The sequence below is a fragment of the Nissabacter archeti genome (assembly GCF_018257325.1).
Taxonomy (GTDB): Bacteria; Pseudomonadota; Gammaproteobacteria; order Enterobacterales; family Enterobacteriaceae; genus Chimaeribacter; species Chimaeribacter arupi.
On record NZ_JAERKB010000016.1, the window covers coordinates 1 to 16,540 of the forward strand.

13 protein-coding genes and 1 riboswitch are annotated in these 16,540 nt (G+C 57.2%); of the genes, 5 read left to right on the top strand and 8 right to left on the bottom strand.

What is annotated here, in order from left to right; all coding sequences use genetic code 11:
* Positions 1-108: 108 nt before the first annotated feature.
* Together murI and btuB are read right to left on the bottom strand one after the other, a co-directional pair.
* Positions 109-972: a glutamate racemase gene (gene murI / locus JK232_RS19650; RefSeq protein ID WP_101829021.1), complete on the bottom strand. Its 864-nt coding sequence runs from the start codon at positions 970-972 to the stop codon at positions 109-111.
* Positions 917-2,797, bottom strand: coding sequence for a TonB-dependent vitamin B12 receptor BtuB (gene btuB / locus JK232_RS19655; protein ID WP_101835274.1), 1,881 nt, complete (start codon positions 2,795-2,797; stop codon positions 917-919). The genes murI and btuB overlap by 56 nt, the downstream gene beginning before the upstream one ends.
* Positions 2,798-2,870: 73 nt before the next feature.
* A riboswitch (cobalamin riboswitch) is annotated at positions 2,871-3,073 on the bottom strand.
* 130 nt (positions 3,074-3,203) lie between these two features.
* Here btuB and trmA point away from each other — a divergent pair.
* A complete protein-coding gene (gene trmA / locus JK232_RS19660; protein WP_101829023.1) occupies positions 3,204-4,310 on the top strand; it encodes a tRNA (uridine(54)-C5)-methyltransferase TrmA in 1,107 nt (368 codons plus the stop codon).
* Positions 4,311-4,364: 54 nt separating this feature from the next.
* Here trmA and JK232_RS19665 read toward each other — a convergent pair whose 3' ends face one another.
* Together JK232_RS19665 and fabR are read right to left on the bottom strand one after the other, a co-directional pair.
* On the bottom strand, positions 4,365-4,733 hold the full coding sequence (locus tag JK232_RS19665; protein ID WP_072931635.1) for a YijD family membrane protein: 369 nt from the start codon (positions 4,731-4,733) through the stop codon (positions 4,365-4,367).
* Between the two features lie 80 nt (positions 4,734-4,813).
* On the bottom strand, positions 4,814-5,446 hold the full coding sequence (gene fabR, locus JK232_RS19670; protein WP_072931633.1) for an HTH-type transcriptional repressor FabR: 633 nt from the start codon (positions 5,444-5,446) through the stop codon (positions 4,814-4,816).
* Positions 5,447-5,660: 214 nt separating this feature from the next.
* Here fabR and sthA point away from each other — a divergent pair, with 214 nt between their 5' ends.
* The gene (gene sthA, locus JK232_RS19675) at positions 5,661-7,064 is read left to right on the top strand and encodes a Si-specific NAD(P)(+) transhydrogenase (protein ID WP_072931632.1); all 1,404 of its coding nucleotides are present in this window, start codon (positions 5,661-5,663) and stop codon (positions 7,062-7,064) included.
* Here the strand turns inward: sthA and oxyR are convergent.
* The gene (gene oxyR, locus JK232_RS19680; protein WP_072931630.1) at positions 7,047-7,964 is read right to left on the bottom strand and encodes a DNA-binding transcriptional regulator OxyR; all 918 of its coding nucleotides are present in this window, start codon (positions 7,962-7,964) and stop codon (positions 7,047-7,049) included. The two genes, sthA and oxyR, sit on opposite strands and share 18 nt — an antisense overlap.
* Positions 7,965-8,113: 149 nt before the next feature.
* Between oxyR and JK232_RS19685 the strand changes: the two genes are divergently transcribed.
* The 3 genes from JK232_RS19685 (at position 8,114) to JK232_RS19695 (ending at position 12,876) form a co-directional block, all read left to right on the top strand.
* The gene (locus JK232_RS19685; RefSeq protein WP_072931628.1) at positions 8,114-8,845 is read left to right on the top strand and encodes a glutathione peroxidase; all 732 of its coding nucleotides are present in this window, start codon (positions 8,114-8,116) and stop codon (positions 8,843-8,845) included.
* A gap of 130 nt (positions 8,846-8,975) precedes the next feature.
* On the top strand, positions 8,976-10,424 hold the full coding sequence (locus JK232_RS19690) for a dihydrolipoyl dehydrogenase (RefSeq protein WP_072931626.1): 1,449 nt from the start codon (positions 8,976-8,978) through the stop codon (positions 10,422-10,424).
* Positions 10,425-10,683: 259 nt separating this feature from the next.
* Entirely contained in the window at positions 10,684-12,876 is a 2,193-nt protein-coding gene (locus JK232_RS19695) for a glycosyl hydrolase family 18 protein (RefSeq protein ID WP_212589611.1), read from the top strand.
* Positions 12,877-12,962: 86 nt separating this feature from the next.
* Here JK232_RS19695 and argH read toward each other — a convergent pair whose 3' ends face one another.
* From argH to argB, 3 genes are all read right to left on the bottom strand, one after another.
* Positions 12,963-14,336 (bottom strand): argininosuccinate lyase, encoded by a 1,374-nt coding sequence (gene argH, locus JK232_RS19700; protein WP_212589612.1) that lies wholly within the window; start codon positions 14,334-14,336, stop codon positions 12,963-12,965.
* 99 nt (positions 14,337-14,435) lie between these two features.
* Positions 14,436-15,650 carry an argininosuccinate synthase gene (locus tag JK232_RS19705; RefSeq protein WP_072931622.1) on the bottom strand — a complete coding sequence of 405 codons (1,215 nt, stop codon included), beginning with the start codon at positions 15,648-15,650 and terminating at the stop codon, positions 14,436-14,438.
* A gap of 47 nt (positions 15,651-15,697) precedes the next feature.
* Positions 15,698-16,471 carry an acetylglutamate kinase gene (argB, locus tag JK232_RS19710; RefSeq protein ID WP_072931653.1) on the bottom strand — a complete coding sequence of 258 codons (774 nt, stop codon included), beginning with the start codon at positions 16,469-16,471 and terminating at the stop codon, positions 15,698-15,700.
* Between the last annotated feature and the right edge of the window lie 69 nt (positions 16,472-16,540).

The window sequence follows — 16,540 nt, forward strand, 5'->3', positions numbered from 1 at the left end:
TGGTCGTTGTTCCCGGTCAGTGGAGGCGCATTATAGGGAGTTCCTGACAGCCTGCAACCCCTAAATTCAAAAAATTACTCAACCGTCTAAAATTTAATCCAGTTGATGCTAAAGCGGCAGTTTTTCGATGGTTTTAAAGCCATAACCGGCTAAAACAGGGCGTAAGGCCTCGGTTTCCGCTGAAATGCCCATACAGTATGCAATGTTTTTTTCTGTGGAAAGCGGCACATTTTCCTGATTTGCAATCAGCCAGGCGGTGCGGCGGGCGATGGCAGCCCCGGAATCCACCAGCCGGGTGCCTTCCGGCAGCACCTGCATTAATTCGTCAGCGACTAATGGAAAGTGCGTACAGCCCAGAACAACCGTATCAGGTGGCTCAGGCAGTTTCAGCCAGGGACGGACAATCTTTTGCAACGCCTCCAGCGAGACACCTTTACCGTGCAGCTTTGCCTCGGCTATCTCCACCAGCTCTGACGAGCCCAGCATCAGGATTTCGCAATCCGTGGCAAAGCGGGTCACCAAATCATGCGTATAAGGACGTTGTACGGTGGCGCGGGTAGCCAGCAGGCCCACAATGCCGTTACGCGTGAGTTTGGCCGCTGGTTTGATCGCCGGAACCACGCCGACGACCGGGCAGGTAAAGCGCTCACGCAGCGCCGGCAGGGTAACGGTACTGGCGGTGTTACAGGCGATGATAATGATGGCCAGCGGATGGCGCCGCGCCACGGCCTCGACAATCTGCACTACGCGTTCGACGATGAACTCTTCTGATTTCTCCCCATAAGGGAAAGCGACATTGTCAAAGGCGTAGATATAGTGGAGATCCGGCAACAACTGCCGGATCTCGTGATAAACCGAAAGCCCCCCGACACCGGAGTCAAAGACCAACGCGGTAGGCCGGGGAGTTAATGAAGGGTCAGAAGGTATAGCTGCCAGTGAGGTAGTATTCACGTCCTGGTGTTTCGTAGCCATAAACCGTCTCATAATCTTTATCAAACAGGTTGGCAATTCTACCACGAACGGTCAGGTGCGATGTAACCGGATAAGAGACCGCAAGATCCCACAGGCTGACGCCGCCCAGTTGCTTCCTTTCATTACTGTTGTAGTCGGTATCATAGCGCTGGCCGAGGTAGTGATAATTCACTGACCAGTCAAAGTCTGCCACCGCCCAGTCGAGCTGGTATTTCACCTGCTGCTTGGCACGGCGTACCAGGATTTCGTTAGTATCCGCATCACGTGGGTCGAGGTACTCCAGCGTAAGCTGATGTTGCAGCGGGCCGGTGGTCAGGGAGCCTGTCCACTCAACGCCTTTGATTCTGGCCTTGCCGATATTGTAGTAACGGCTGCTCGCTGTGTCGTAAGCAATCATCTGATCGATGTCATTACGGTAAGCGGTCAAGCGCCAGCTCAGCGGCCCGGTCAACCCTTCAACCCCGCCTTCCCATTGCTTGCTCTCTTCCGGATTTAAATCCGGGTTGCCGTAGTAACCGCTATAGAGCTGGCCAAGGTTCGGGGCTTTATAAGCGGTGCCATAGGAGCCCACCAGCCGATAGCCCTCAATGAACTCCCAGGCGGCGCTGGTTTGCCAGGTAGAGTGCCAGCCGAACTGTGAATTATCATCACCCCGGAGCGCCCCTTCCAGCGTAACGTCACTGATTTGTTGTTGCGCCGTCAGGTACATGCCGGTGTTACGCTGGGTATAGCCTTCATCCAGGTAGTTGGTTCCCGGCTCGGTGGCAAGTTTCTGCCAGTCCAGCCCGGCACTGACTGTCCCCTGCCCCAGCTGGAAGGTATTTCCCCACTGGAGATTATATTGTTCGGAATCATCCAGCGTGGCGGAATCTGAATAGCGCCCATAGCGGGGGTCATAATTATAGTCTTTGGCCTCGCTATAACTGGCGATTAACTGCGACGCATAGATACCCTGCCGGAATCGCAGGCCGGTGTCATAGGTGCGGCTATAAAGCTGGCGGGTGTCCGGCAAGGCGTCAGAGTGCGCCGGGTCGCTGTAACTGTACGTGCCGTCGTAGGCGCTGCGGTTATCATAGCCGTAAGCACGGGCAAAGCCGCTGAACTGGTCATTGAAATGATGCTCCAGCCCGGCCCACAGGCTTTTACTCATAAAGCCGTCACGATCGGGCTGGCGCGGGTCGCCGTAGTTATCCGGCATTGCCGCGACCACATCATAACCATGCGTATAGGTATAGTTACCCGCCAGCGTGACCACGGTATCTTCACCGAGTTTTTGCTGGGTCGCACCGTCATAGGTTTGATAGCCATACGATCCGACGCCGGCACTCAGGGTGGTACCGACGTTTTCGCGCGTCGTAATAATATTGATCACGCCGCCAATCGCATCCGAGCCATACACCGCAGAGCGTGGCCCACGGATGTATTCGATACGTTGAACCAGGGAGATCGGAATCTGGCTGAGATCGGAGCTGCCGGAAATCCCTGCCTGATTCAGCCGGATACCATCGATCAGCAATAACACATGGCTGGAACTGGTGCCGCGGATAAATAAAGAATTGCTTTGGCCCATCCCACCATTCTGGGCCATGTCCACGCCCGGTAAACGGCTCATCACTTCAGCAACGGATTTTACCTGCCAGCGATCAATCTCCTCTTTTGTCACGACGCTGACCGGGGCCAGCACAGAGGAAACAGGCTGAGGGAAACGGTTCGCCGTTACCACCACGCTATCATCATTGTTATCACCGGCAGCGGCGGCGTGCGCCCAGCCGGAAAAGGCCGTGGCAGAGAGCGCTGTCCACAGCAGGGATTTTTTCATTGTCATGCGAAACGCATCCACACTTAATTGGCAGGATGCCGCAGGCAGTCATCTTCGCAGTTCGCGGCGAAAATGAATAATGCGACGGGTTATCCCGGCAGGTCTTCGGACTTGGGAGCCGTGCCCTATCAGCACGCCGGGCGAAGACTTCCCACCCCTTGCGGAGCAGTGTCTGCAATTATGCGTTCGCCGTGACTTCCCCTTACCGCTGCGCGTCAGTTCCGGATTTACACCGGATTCCCTTTTAACTCATTGATAGAGGCCGGAGCGCAATGCTACGATCAACCCATATGGAAGTCTAGACTTCCACTGTTCCGGTGGGAAATTAACGTCACAAAACTGGACTTAGCCCTGACTTTCCCTACAATCCCCGCAAACCGACTCTTTTTCCCCAATCCAGACGAGACATTCCATGACGCCTGACACGCTGCCCATTGACCAATATGACGACCAGCTGGCGGAAAAAACCGCCCGTCTCAAGACGCTGATGTCGCCGTTTGCCGCGCCGGAGCCGGACGTCTTCCCCTCCCCGAAACAGCATTACCGTATGCGGGCAGAATTCCGGGTCTGGCATGATGAGGAAGATCTGTTCCATATCATCTTTGACCAGCAGACCAAAGCGCGCATCCGGGTCGACCAGTTCCCGGCGGCCAGTGAATTGATCAACCGCCTGATGACCGCGCTGATTGACGAACTGAAACCGCTGCCGGTACTGCGCCGCAAACTGTTCCAGATTGATTACCTCTCCACCCGGAGCGGCAAAATCATCGCCTCGCTGCTTTACCACCGCAAGCTGGATGAAGAGTGGCAACAGGCCGCCACTGCGCTGCGCGATCGCCTGCGGGCGCAGGGGTTTGACCTGCAACTGATCGGCCGCGCGACGAAAACCAAAATCATGCTGGATCAGGATTATGTGGATGAGTGCCTGCCGGTGGCCGGAAAAGAGATGATCTACCGCCAGGTGGAAAACAGCTTTACCCAGCCGAATGCGGCGGTGAACGTGAAGATGCTGGAGTGGGCGCTGGATGCCACCCACGGCTCGACCGGCGATCTGCTGGAGCTCTACTGCGGTAACGGCAACTTCTCACTGGCGCTGGCGCGTAACTTTAACCGCGTATTGGCGACGGAAATTGCCAAGCCGTCTGTGGCGGCGGCGCAATACAATATTGCCGCCAACCAGATCGACAATGTGCAGATCATCCGCATGGCGGCGGAAGATTTCACCCAGGCAATGAATGGCGTACGTGAATTTAACCGCCTGAAAGGCATTGATTTACGCAGCTACCAGTGCGAAACCATTTTTGTCGACCCACCGCGCAGCGGCCTGGACGACGACACCGTCGCGCTGGTGCAGGGTTACCCACGCATTCTTTATATCTCCTGCAACCCGGAGACGCTGTGTGAGAACCTGAAAACCCTGAGCCAGACGCACGACATCACGCGGCTGGCGCTGTTTGACCAGTTCCCCTATACGCACCATATGGAGTGCGGCGTCTTGCTGGTGAAGCGCGACGCCTGATGACAGCACAAAAAAGCCCTCAGTTGAGGGCTTTTTTTATGGGCTGCGCCGGGCTTACGCTTCCGGTTTTACCATGGTGTCACGGGCTTTGAGTTTCACGCCAATCCAGAATACCAGCGCCACTGCCAGAATCGCCGGCAGGAAGTTGGAGCCAATTTGCGGGTACTCCGCCCGGACAATCGCGCTATAGAGCAGCAGGCCCAGCATAAAGCAGGCGGCCGCCAGCGACGGCATACCTTGCGGCATCGCACGGTTCAGGTAACGCTGATGCAGGCAATACACCGCCAGCACCAAAGAAATCAATGGGAAGACGGAAAACGGCACCACCGAGCTGAACAGCGCGGCAAAAGAGCCATTAATCGATAATCCGGCAATCAGGGCAAGCAGCAGGGTGCCTTTCTCGCGGCGAGGGTGTTCTGTCATCTTTTTACCTATCTGTCGTGGGTTTGAAGGAAACATGGGTTGAAAGAAACATACCGGGCGGGAACCGGCGGGCAGTGGCATTACTCCTGCGACAACGCCGCCCTCTCCTGCTCGCGGCGGTACCAGTAATACGCGCCTTTTGAAATCATCCGCAGTTGCAGCACCAGCCGCTCTTCCAGCCGGCGACGCTGCTCAATATCCACATCCAGCGCCTCCGCACCGGCACTGAACACAATGGTGACCATCGCTTCAGCCTGGGCTTCGGTAAAGCTGCGCGGCATATGGTTTTCCAGCTCCAGGTAATCGGCCAGTTCAGCAATAAAGTGCTGAATCTCACGCGCCACGGCAGCACGAAACGCGGCAGACGTGCCGGAGCGTTCACGCAGCAGCAGGCGGAATGCGTTGGGGTTGTTGCCGATAAATTCCATAAAGGTGGACACTGACGTGCGGATCACGCTGCCGCCTTTGGCGATGCGCTGGCGCGCCTGGCGCATCAGCTGGCGCAGCATCAGGCCGCTTTCATCCACCATTGTCAGCCCGAGTTCATCCACATCGCGGAAGTGGCGGTAGAACGAGGTGGGGGCAATGCCCGCTTCGCGGGACACCTCACGCAGGCTCAGGCTGGCAAAACTGCGCTCGGCGCTGAGCTGGCTGAATGCCGCCTCGATCAATGAGCGCCGGGTGCGTTCTTTTTGTTGTGCTCTTACGCCCATAACCTTTTCCAGAGGAGTGTCCTGTCAACCGATGCGCCTGCCATGACCGCACTATATCAAACTTTTCAGACCCTACGCTTCTACAAACATGCAACAGTCAGTGACGGTGAAAAAATGGCAGCGCGCCCCACGAAAAGACTACGGTGGATTGGGGATTCAGGCCTATGATGTTACAATCTCGTTGTAAATTTGTATAAGAATAGGTGCCTCATACATGCAACAGCACTTCCAATTTGATGCGATCGTCATCGGCTCCGGCCCTGGCGGTGAAGGGGCCGCAATGGGCCTGGTGAAACAGGGCGCACGGGTTGCGGTGATTGAACGCTACAACAACGTGGGCGGCGGATGTACCCACTGGGGCACCATCCCCTCGAAAGCCCTCCGCCACGCTGTCAGCCGCATCATCGAATTCAACCAGAACCCGCTTTACAGTGACACCACCTCCCGCTCACTCAGCTCCAGTTTCCCTGATATTTTGCGCCATGCCGACTCGGTGATAAACCAGCAGACCCGCATGCGCCAGAGCTTCTATGAGCGCAACCAGTGCCAGCTTTTCTCCGGTGATGCCAGCTTTATTGACGCCAATACCATCAGTGTCCGCTACCCGGACGGCACGTCCGACCACCTGACCGCCGGGCAGATTGTGATCGCCTGCGGCTCGCGCCCGTACCACCCGGCAGAGGTCGATTTTGGCCACCCACGCATCTATGACAGCGACTCCATCCTGCAACTGAGCCATGAGCCGCGACACGTTATTATTTATGGTGCCGGGGTGATCGGCTGCGAATATGCGTCGATCTTCCGCGGTCTTGGGGTGAAAGTCGACCTGATCAACACCCGTGACCGCCTGCTGGCGTTCCTGGATCAGGAGATGTCAGACGCCCTCTCCTACCACTTCTGGAACAACGGCGTGGTGATCCGCCATAACGAAGAGTACGAGCGGATTGAAGGGGTCGAGGACGGGGTCATTGTGCACCTGAAATCGGGCAAGAAAGTCAAAGCAGACTGCCTGCTGTACGCCAACGGCCGCACCGGCAACACCGACAACCTGGGGCTGGAAACCATCGGCCTGCAGGCAGACAGCCGCGGCCTGCTGAAAGTCAACAGCATGTACCAGACGGCACTGTCGCATATTTATGCCGTGGGTGACGTGATTGGTTACCCGAGCCTGGCCTCAGCGGCGTATGACCAGGGGCGTATTGCCGCGCAGGCGATGATCCAGGGTGAAGCCAAAGTCCACCTGATTGAGAATATCCCAAGCGGGATTTACACCATCCCGGAGATCAGCTCCGTCGGCAAAACCGAGCAGGAACTCACGGCGATGAAAGTGCCGTATGAAGTCGGCCGGGCGCAGTTCAAGCACCTGGCACGGGCGCAAATTGCCGGGATGAATGTGGGCAGCCTGAAACTGCTGTTCCATCGCGAAACCAAGGAGATTCTGGGTATTCACTGCTTTGGCGAGCGTGCGGCGGAGATTATTCACATCGGCCAGGCCATCATGGAACAGAAAGGGGAAGGCAATACCATCGAGTATTTCGTCAATACCACCTTCAACTACCCCACGATGGCGGAAGCCTATCGCGTTGCCGCACTGAACGGGTTAAACCGCCTGTTTTAATGCGGTGTCAAACATCGGCTGCATATGCTCTTTGATGGCCTCTGCCAGCTGCTCATAGCGGCTGCGCAGGGGTGAGCCGGGGCGGTAGACCAGCGCAATGGTCCGCTTCGGCTCTGGTTTGCAGCACTGCATATAGCTTACGCCGTCACGCTGGCGCTCATTCGGCACTGCCAGGGCAGGCAACAGTGTAATGCCGCTGCCGGCCGCCACCATGTTGCGCAGTGTTTCCAGGCTGGTCGCGCGGAAGTGGGTGTCCTCGTCCGCCCCGGCCTGGAAGCAAAAGCCCATCGCCTGGTCGCGCAGGCAGTGGCCATCTTCCAGCATCAGCAGCTTCTCACCGGACAACTCCGCCATCGGCACCCGGTCGCGCCCCGCCCAGGGGTGATCGGTATACACGGCCAGTTTCAGCGGCTCATCAAACAGCGGCACTTCGATAAAGGATTCTGACTCTTTTACCAGCGCCAGGATCACGCAGTCGAGCTTGCCGCTGTCGAGCTGCGCCAGCAACTGGTGCGTCTGCGCTTCGTGCAGGTACATCTCCAGTTTCGGGAACGTCTGGTGCAGCATCGGGATAATATGCGGCAGCAGGTATGAGCCAAGCGTCGGGATCAGGCCAATATGCAACGGGCCGGACATGGTCTCCCCCTGCTGGCTTGCCATCTCCTTGAGCACTTTCACCTCACGCAGTACAGTGCGCGCCTGTTCCACCAGCAACAGCCCGGCCTGGGTGAACAACACCTTACGGCTGGTGCGCTCCAGCAGCATCACCCCCAGTTCATCTTCCAGCTTGCGGATCTGGCCGCTCAGGGTGGGCTGGCTGACGTGGCAGGCATCCGCCGCACGCCGGAAATGGCGGAATTCCGCCAGCGAAACCAAATACTCTAAATCGCGAATGTTCATTTTTTCCTCCGACCCATGATAGCTCATGGCAATGAATAAGATAGCAATCAACGATTAGATCTATCAACCCCCTGCGTGAATAATGTACCCCAACGAAGCAAGACACATGCAGCAATAAGAAATTCATCCGTTATTTTAAGAGGTTATCGATGTTTTCAAGCCAAGAAGGTAAGCAAGTCCCACAGGTTGTGTTTCATACCCGTCAGGGCGACCAGTGGGTTGATGTCACAACCGACGACCTGTTCAAAAATAAAACGGTTATCGTCTTTTCACTGCCGGGTGCCTTTACCCCGACCTGTTCTTCCAGCCACCTGCCGCGTTACAACGAACTGGCCGGTGTGTTCCGTCAGCATGGCGTAGACAGCATTCTGTGTGTTTCCGTGAACGATACGTTCGTGATGAACGCGTGGAAAAACGATCAGCACGCTGAAAACATCACTTTCATCCCGGACGGTAACGGCGAGTTCACCAAAGGTATGGAAATGCTGGTAGAGAAAGCGGATCTGGGCTTTGGCCCGCGCTCCTGGCGTTACTCCATGCTGGTACGCAACGGCGTGGTAGAAAAAATGTTCGTTGAGCCGAACAAGCCGGGCGACCCGTTTGAAGTGTCTGACGCTGACACCATGCTGAAATACCTGGCGCCAGAGTTCAAAATCCAGGAATCCGTGTCCGTGTTCACCAAACCGGGCTGCCCGTTCTGCGCCAAAGCAAAACAGATGCTGCAAGAGCGCGGTATTCAGTACGAAGAAATCGTACTGGGCAAAGACGCGACCACCGTCAGCCTGCGTGCTGTATCTGGCCGCGCGACGGTTCCGCAAGTCTTCATCGGCGGCCGTCACATTGGTGGCAGCGACGATCTGGAAACCTTCCTGGCCGTATAACCTGACGTAAGAGATAAACCATCCCTACGTATTAACTATAAGAAACAGCCAACGTGAATTTTGGCGGGCTTTTAGCCCGCCTTTTTTATTCCCGTCCCCTTTTTTACACAGCAGAAAACCGAGGCATACCATGAAACAACTCAACGTCGACGTTGCCGTCATCGGCGGCGGCACCGCCGGCCTGGGCGCCTACCGCGCCGCGAAACTTTCCACGCCGAATGTGGTGATGATCGAGGGCGGCCCGTTTGGGACGACCTGCGCGCGCGTAGGGTGTATGCCTTCAAAACTGCTGATCGCGGCGGCAGAAGCCGTGCACCAGACGGAACGCGCCCACGGTTTCGGCATCCATCCCCAGGGTGAAATCCTGATCAACGGCCGTGAAGTCATGGACCGCGTCAAACGCGAGCGTGACCGGTTTGTCGGTTTTGTGCTTGAGGGCGTCGAGAATATCCCGGCGCGTGACAAAATCTCCGGCTATGCCCGCTTTATTGATGACAACACGCTGATGGTAGATGACCACACCCGCATTGTGGCGCAGCGCATCGTGATTGCCACCGGCTCACGCCCTGCCTGGCCTGCGGCCTGGGACGCCCTGGGCGACCGGCTGGTGATTAATGATGATGTCTTCAGCTGGGATGACCTGCCGGAGAGCGTCGCGGTATTCGGCCCCGGCGTGATTGGCCTGGAGCTGGGCCAGGCGCTGCATCGCCTGGGTGTTGAGGTGAAAGTCTTCGGCGTCGGCGGCGGTGTCGGCCCGCTCACTGACCCGCGTGTGCGTGAATATGCCGCGACTACCCTGAGCGATGAGTTTTACCTCGATGCGGATGCAAAAATCGAGATGATGCAGCGCGAAGGCGACCGCGTCTTCATCCGCTACCTGGACAAGCAGGGCAACCCGCAGGATCTGATGGTGGATTACGTGCTGGCAGCCACCGGCCGCCGCCCGAATGTGGATAAGCTCGGGCTGGAAAACACCTCCCTGGTGCTGGACGCGCGCGGTGTGCCGGCGGCCGACCGCCTGACCATGCAGACCAGCGTGCCGCACATTTTTATTGCCGGTGACGCCAGCAACCAGTTGCCGCTGCTGCATGAAGCCAGCGATCAGGCCCGTATCGCCGGGGATAACGCCGGGGCTTTCCCGGAAGTGAACCCCGGCCTGCGTCGCAGCGCGATCTCCGTGGTGTTCTCCGATCCGCAGATTGCGATGGTCGGTGCCACCTACCGCGAGCTGAACAGCGCGCTGGGTGCCTGTGGCTGCTTTGAAATCGGTGAAGTCTCCTTTGAGAACCAGGGCCGTTCACGCGTAATGCTGCGTAATAAAGGTGTGATGCGTGTGTATGGCGAACAAGGCACCGGGCGGTTCCTCGGCGCAGAGATGATCGGCCCGGATGTGGAGCATCTGGCACACTTGCTGGCGTGGGCACATCAGCAGAAAATGACGGTCAATCAGATGCTGGAGATGCCGTTCTACCATCCGGTGATTGAAGAGGGGTTGCGCACGGCCCTGCGCGATCTGCAAAGCAAACTGCGTCTCGGCAATGAAGAGGCAGAACGCTGCCAGCGCTGCCCAGGCGAGTAAATCGTCACATTTCTTTACTGGAAAACGGGCCGGACAGGCCCGTTTTTATTCCCCGGCACTCCCTCTGCTTTTATTTAACCTCGTTGAAACCTCGTTATTTAATAAGATAGAAAATAACGTTGATCTATTTAAATAAAGAACTGAAAAACAGTTAATCGCTGCTTCATTAATTATTAAATCCTTCGTGTAATTCGCTTTGGTAATATTCAGCCGCGTCTTTATTAGCACGCGTAACGTTTATTATTCAAAAGGAATGACGATGAAATTAACGCTTATTTCCAGGGCTTTACTTGCCGTTGGTTTGACCGCTGGGGCTGCAAGCGCGTTTGCATTAGAGGCCTGGAATGGCCAGGAGGGTGGCGACACCATGCAGGTGATTTTTGACGGCAACGTCTATCAAAACGCCTGGTGGGTAGGCGCCGACAACTGCCCGAAAGAGGCTGCTGCCGATGAAGCCAATAACCCGTGGCGTTATCTGCGCACGGCCACCAGCGCCGAAATGGCCGAGTACGGTAACCCGACCACCTGTGAGATTAACGGCGGCGGTACCCCGGTTGTGCATGATGCATTCAGCAGTGATAAAGCCTATCAGCAAGGCGATATCGTGAAATATCAGGAAAATACCTATAAAGCCAATGGTGCTGTTCCGGCGAACTCCTTTATTCCGGCACAAGGAAACCCGTGGCAGCGTTATATGCCGGTGGAAACCTGGAACGCCTCCAAAACCTATAATAAAGGGGATGTGGTTAAGGTTGACGGCCAGTCTTATGAAGCGTTGTTCTACACCATCGGGAATAACCCTGCTGACCCGGCCAACCAGAACCCACAAGGCAATAACGGCCGTCCGTGGAAACCGTTAGGCCCAACCGTGGAATACACGCCGGAACAACTGGCTGCCGCGCCGCAGTTCAACACCTCTGCCCTTTACCCGGCCGGGCAACTGGTACAGTTCCAGGGCCAGCCGTATGTGGCACAGACCAAAGTGCAGCACGCTTCCCCAACAGACATTAACCCGTGGGCCGTGTACATCGACTGGGCAGGCACCAAAGAGCGCGTCGGCACGCCGAAAAATCCGTGGCCGGCCCACGTCTATGCCCCGTATGTGGACTTCAGCCTGAATTCCATTCCGGATCTGGCGAAACTGGCAAAAGAGCAGAACGTTAACCACTTCACCATGGCGTTTGTGGTGGCGAAGAGCGGTGACCAGTGCCTGCCGACCTGGGGTACCGCCTACAACCTGCAGGATTACACCCAGTACAGCAAAATCAAGGCGCTGCGTGAAGCGGGCGGCGACATTATGGTGTCCATTGGGGGTGCCAATAATGCCCCGCTGGCCGCCGCCTGTAAAAACGACGCTGACCTGACCCAGCTCTACCATGACATCGTGGATAACCTGAACCTGAACGTGCTGGACTTTGACATCGAAGGCACCTGGGTGGCGGACCACGAGTCGATCCAGCGCCGTAACCGCGCCGTAAAAGCGGTACAGGCGAAATGGCAAGAGGAAGGCCGCAAGGTCGGCATCTGGTACACCCTGCCGATCCTGCCGACCGGCCTGACGGCTGAAGGGTTGTATGTGCTGGAAGATGCGCGTGATGCCGGTGTCGACCTGGCCGGGGTTAACGTGATGACCATGGACTACGGCAATGCCATCTGCCAGTCTGACGGTACCGAAGGCCAGAATATCCACGGCACCTGCGCCACCTCCGCCATCGAAAACATGTTCCACCAGCTGAAGAAAATCTGGCCGGCCAAGTCCGACAAAGAAATCAACGCCATGATGGGCACCACGCCGATGATCGGTTACAACGACGTGCAGGGCGAAGTCTTCTATCAGTCTGATGCGAAGCTGGTGATGGAAGATGCGGTGAAACGGGATCTCGGCATGGTAGGCATCTGGTCGATGGCGCGTGACCAGCCGGGCATTGCCAAACAGGTCAGCCCGGAGCATAGCGGCATGACTGAACAGCAGGCACCGATGTATGCCTACAGCAAGATTTTTGCACCGTTCACGCATGATGACGCAAAAACAAATTGCTGCCATCGCTGGGGTGAGAATGACCGTAAAGGTACCATAGGAGATATTTACCTCTCTGATGATTTTTATGGTCAGGGCAAAGCCTATTTCAACCTGATGGGCACCGGCAGCGATGGGAAATACTGGTACTACCCCGCAACGAAGTCCAATAACCGATACTGGATTTATCTGGGCGACACTGAAGAGCAAGCCATTGCGAATAATCAGGAATTGATGAAATACCATCGTTGGGGTGAAAATAGCGGCAAAGGCAAGATAGGTGACGTTTACCTGTCAAATCCGGACAGTACCCATCTGGCGTTATATAAGCTGATCGCACTTAATAGCGATCAAACATATGGCTATTACCCACGTTATAAAGAAAGTAATCAATATTGGGAATATGTGGGAGATGTGACGCTTAACCTGAAATAATCTATTGTTTTATAAAAAACAAAAATCCTGCGTAAGAAAAGGTCGCCATCCAGGCGACCTTTTTTTATGCTTTCTTCGGGTGCAGCTTAGGCCAACCGCTGTTTCGCCTCAGTGATGGCATTTGCCACCTGATGCGGCGACACCCCGCCTTTGGCGTCACGTTTATCCAGGCAGGATTGCAGTGACAGGATCGGGTAGACATCATCGCCGATCACGCTGCTGAACGTCTGCAACGTCGCCAGCGGCAACGCTTCCAGCGCGACGCCCTGAGAGATGGCCTCCACCACCGCCGCGCCGACAATGTGGTGCGCTTCGCGGAACGGGATACCTTTTGCCACCAGATAATCCGCCAGCTCCGTGGCATTGGCGTAGCCCTGCTCCGCCGCTTCCTGCGTACGGGCGCGTTTCACTTTGATGCCGTCCAGCACCAGCGCCGCCATGTTCAGGCAGTCGAACCAGGTTTCCAGCGCGTCAAACAGCCCTTCTTTATCTTCCTGGATGTCCTTGTTATAGGCCAGCGGCAGCCCTTTCATGGTCATCATCATGCCGGTCAGCGCGCCCTGTACCCGGCCGCTCTTGCCGCGGATCAGCTCCAGCGCATCGGGGTTTTTCTTTTGCGGCATCAGCGACGAACCCGAGGTCACGCGGTCAGACAGCTCCACAAAACCCGCTTCGCCGGTGTTGAAGAAGATCAGGTCTTCGGCAAAGCGTGACAGGTGCACCATGCTGATGGCCGCATTCGACAGCAGCTCGAGCACATGGTCACGGTCGGAGACGCTGTCCAGGCTGTTACGGGTCGCAGAGGCGAAACCGAGCCAGCCCGCCAGTTGCTCCCGGTCAATCGGGTAGGCGGTACCGGCCAGCGCGCCACAGCCCAGCGGGCTGACGTCCAGCCGCGTCAGGGTGTCACGCAGGCGGCTTTCATCCCGCGCCAGCATCTCGACATAGGCCATGCACCAATGGGCAAAGGTCACCGGCTGCGCACGTTGCAGGTGGGTATACCCCGGCATTACCGCATCCTGGTTGGCCTCGGCGGTCGCCACCAGCGCCTGTTGCAGGTTTTTCAGCGACAACAGCAATTCCGCGACCTGCTCCTTGCACCACAGTTTCAGGTCAGTCGCGACCTGATCGTTACGGCTGCGGCCGGTATGCAGTTTCTTGCCGAGGTCGCCCACTTTATCAATCAGCTTCTGCTCCACCCAGCTATGGATGTCTTCCGCATCGCTTTCGACAATGGCTTCCGGGTCGGCGCGCACCTCGCCCAGCAGAAACATCAGCGCTTCCTCCAGTCGCTGCTGCTCGTCCTGCGTCAGCACATTGACCGTGACCAGTGCCTTCGACCAGGCGACGGAGCCGACGATATCCTGTTCGGCCAGCCGGTAATCGAAACGCAGGGAGTCATTGAGTTGTTTGAAACGTTGGTCTGCTGCCTGGGTAAAACGCCCGCCCCAAAGTGCCATAGTGTGCGTCCTTCTGATAAATGCTGTAGCTGACAGGGCGCACTGCCGCGCCCTGATAAGAATGGGTGCCTGTCCGGGCCGCCGGGCGGCCCGTGGCGATTACTGCTTTTTCGCGTTCAGCGCACGGATGCGGGAAGAGAGCGAGAACAGGCGGATGAAGCCGCCGGCGTGGCTGTGGTCATACACTTCATCTTCACCAAAGGTCGCGAACTCTTCTGAGTAGAGGCTGTTGGCAGATTTTTTCTGGATCGCGGTGGCGGTGCCTTTGTAGAGTTTCACCACCACTTCACCGTTCACCTCTTCGGCCAGCGCTTCTGCCGCCGCCTGGATGGACTGGCGCAGCGGGGCGAACCAGCGGCCGTCATACACCACGTAGGACATCTCGTGGCCCAGTTGCTCACGCCATTTGAAGCTGTCACGGTCCAGCACCAGCTGTTCTACGCCACGCAGTGCCGCCATCATGATGGTGCCCCCTGGGGTTTCGTAGCAGCCGCGGGATTTAATCCCTACCAGACGGTTTTCCACGATGTCGATCCGGCCGACGCCATGTTTCACACCCAGTTTGTTCAGCGCTTCCAGGCACTGGTACGGGCTGAGCGCCTCGCCGTTGACCGCAACCACCCGGCCTTTTTCCACCGTGACCGTCACCAGCTCGGCCTCGTTGGGGGCCTCTTCCGGGTCAACCGTCCAGGCCCAGCAATCTTTGTTCGCGGCATTCCACGGGCTTTCCAGCACGCCACCTTCGGTGGAGATGTGCCAGGCGTTTTCATCACGGCTGTAGATCTTCTCCAGCGACGCCGTGGTCGGGATATCACGCTCTTTCAGGTAAGCCAGCAGCGCCTCACGGGAACGCAGGTCCCACTCACGCCACGGTGCCACCACTTTCAGCTCCGGGGCCAGGGCAGTGTAGGTGGTTTCGAAACGCACCTGATCGTTGCCTTTGCCGGTTGCGCCGTGGCACAGGGCATCCGCCCCCACTTTCAGCGCCAGTTCCACCTGTGCTTTCGCAATCAGCGGGCGCGCCATCGAGGTACCCAGCAGGTAGCTGCCTTCGTACAGCGCACCGGTTTGCAGCACCGGGTACACGTAGTCTTTGATGAATTCTTCACGCAGGTCAACCACATGGCACTCAGACGCACCGGTACGCAGCGCTTTCTGCTCAATCCCTTCCAGATCGCTGCGCTCCTGGCCGATATCGGCGACGAAAGCCACCACTTCGCAGTCATAGTTCTCTTTCAGCCACGGAATGATGGCTGAGGTGTCCAGACCGCCGGAGTAAGCCAGAACGATTTTCTTGATGCCTTTAGTTTGCATGATGATGTCCTTGATACAGATTCAGTAAATTCAGTAAAAACCCGGCGTTACGCCAGGATGCGTGTGCCGATGGCCACGCCGTTAAACAGTGCAGGTAATTTCTCTGCGTTACGCCAGCTGGCAATATCGACCGGGCGGCCGAGGGTGCGGGCGGCGTCCAGCGCGGCGTTGACTTTCACCACCATGCCGTCAGTGATGATGCCCTGCGCGATCAGTTGTTCCGCTTTCTCAGCCGTCATCTCCGCGATGCGCTGGCCTTTGCCGTCCAGAATGCCGCTGACGTCAGAAAGCAGGATCAGGTCTGCACCCAGGGTTTCTGCCAGCGCCGTGGCGGCCTGGTCTGCGTTGACGTTCATCAGCGCGCCCCCGGCTGTGATGCCGATGGAGCTGATGATCGGCAGGTAACCGGCACCCAGCAGGGTGTTCAGCAAATCGGCGGAACCGGGGGAGGCTTTGCCGACGTGGCCCAGCTCTTCATCAAACTGCGCCACGTTCACGGTGTTGCCGTCAGCCAGGCTCAGGCCCACGGCGTTAAGGTTGTTTTTAATCGCCCAGGCCAGCAGGGTTTTGTTGGCGGTGCCCGCCAGCGCCCCGGTAATGATGTCGATCTGGTCAGCGGGCGTGACGCGCAAGCCGTGCTTTTTCACCACCGGCAAGGAGAGCTTTCTCATCAGCTCGTCCACCAGGAAGCCGCCGCCATGCACAATGATCAGCGGGCGCTGGTGTTCCTGGCGGTAAGCCACCAGTGCGCCGAACAGGCGCTCCAGCGCCTCTTCGCTGTCGAGCAGCACGCCACCCAGTTTGATAATTAACGGATTCATCATGTTCACGCCTCACCCTGTTGAAATCTTGACTCAAATGTTTAGGCGCCGCCCTCCGGCCGCGCCGGA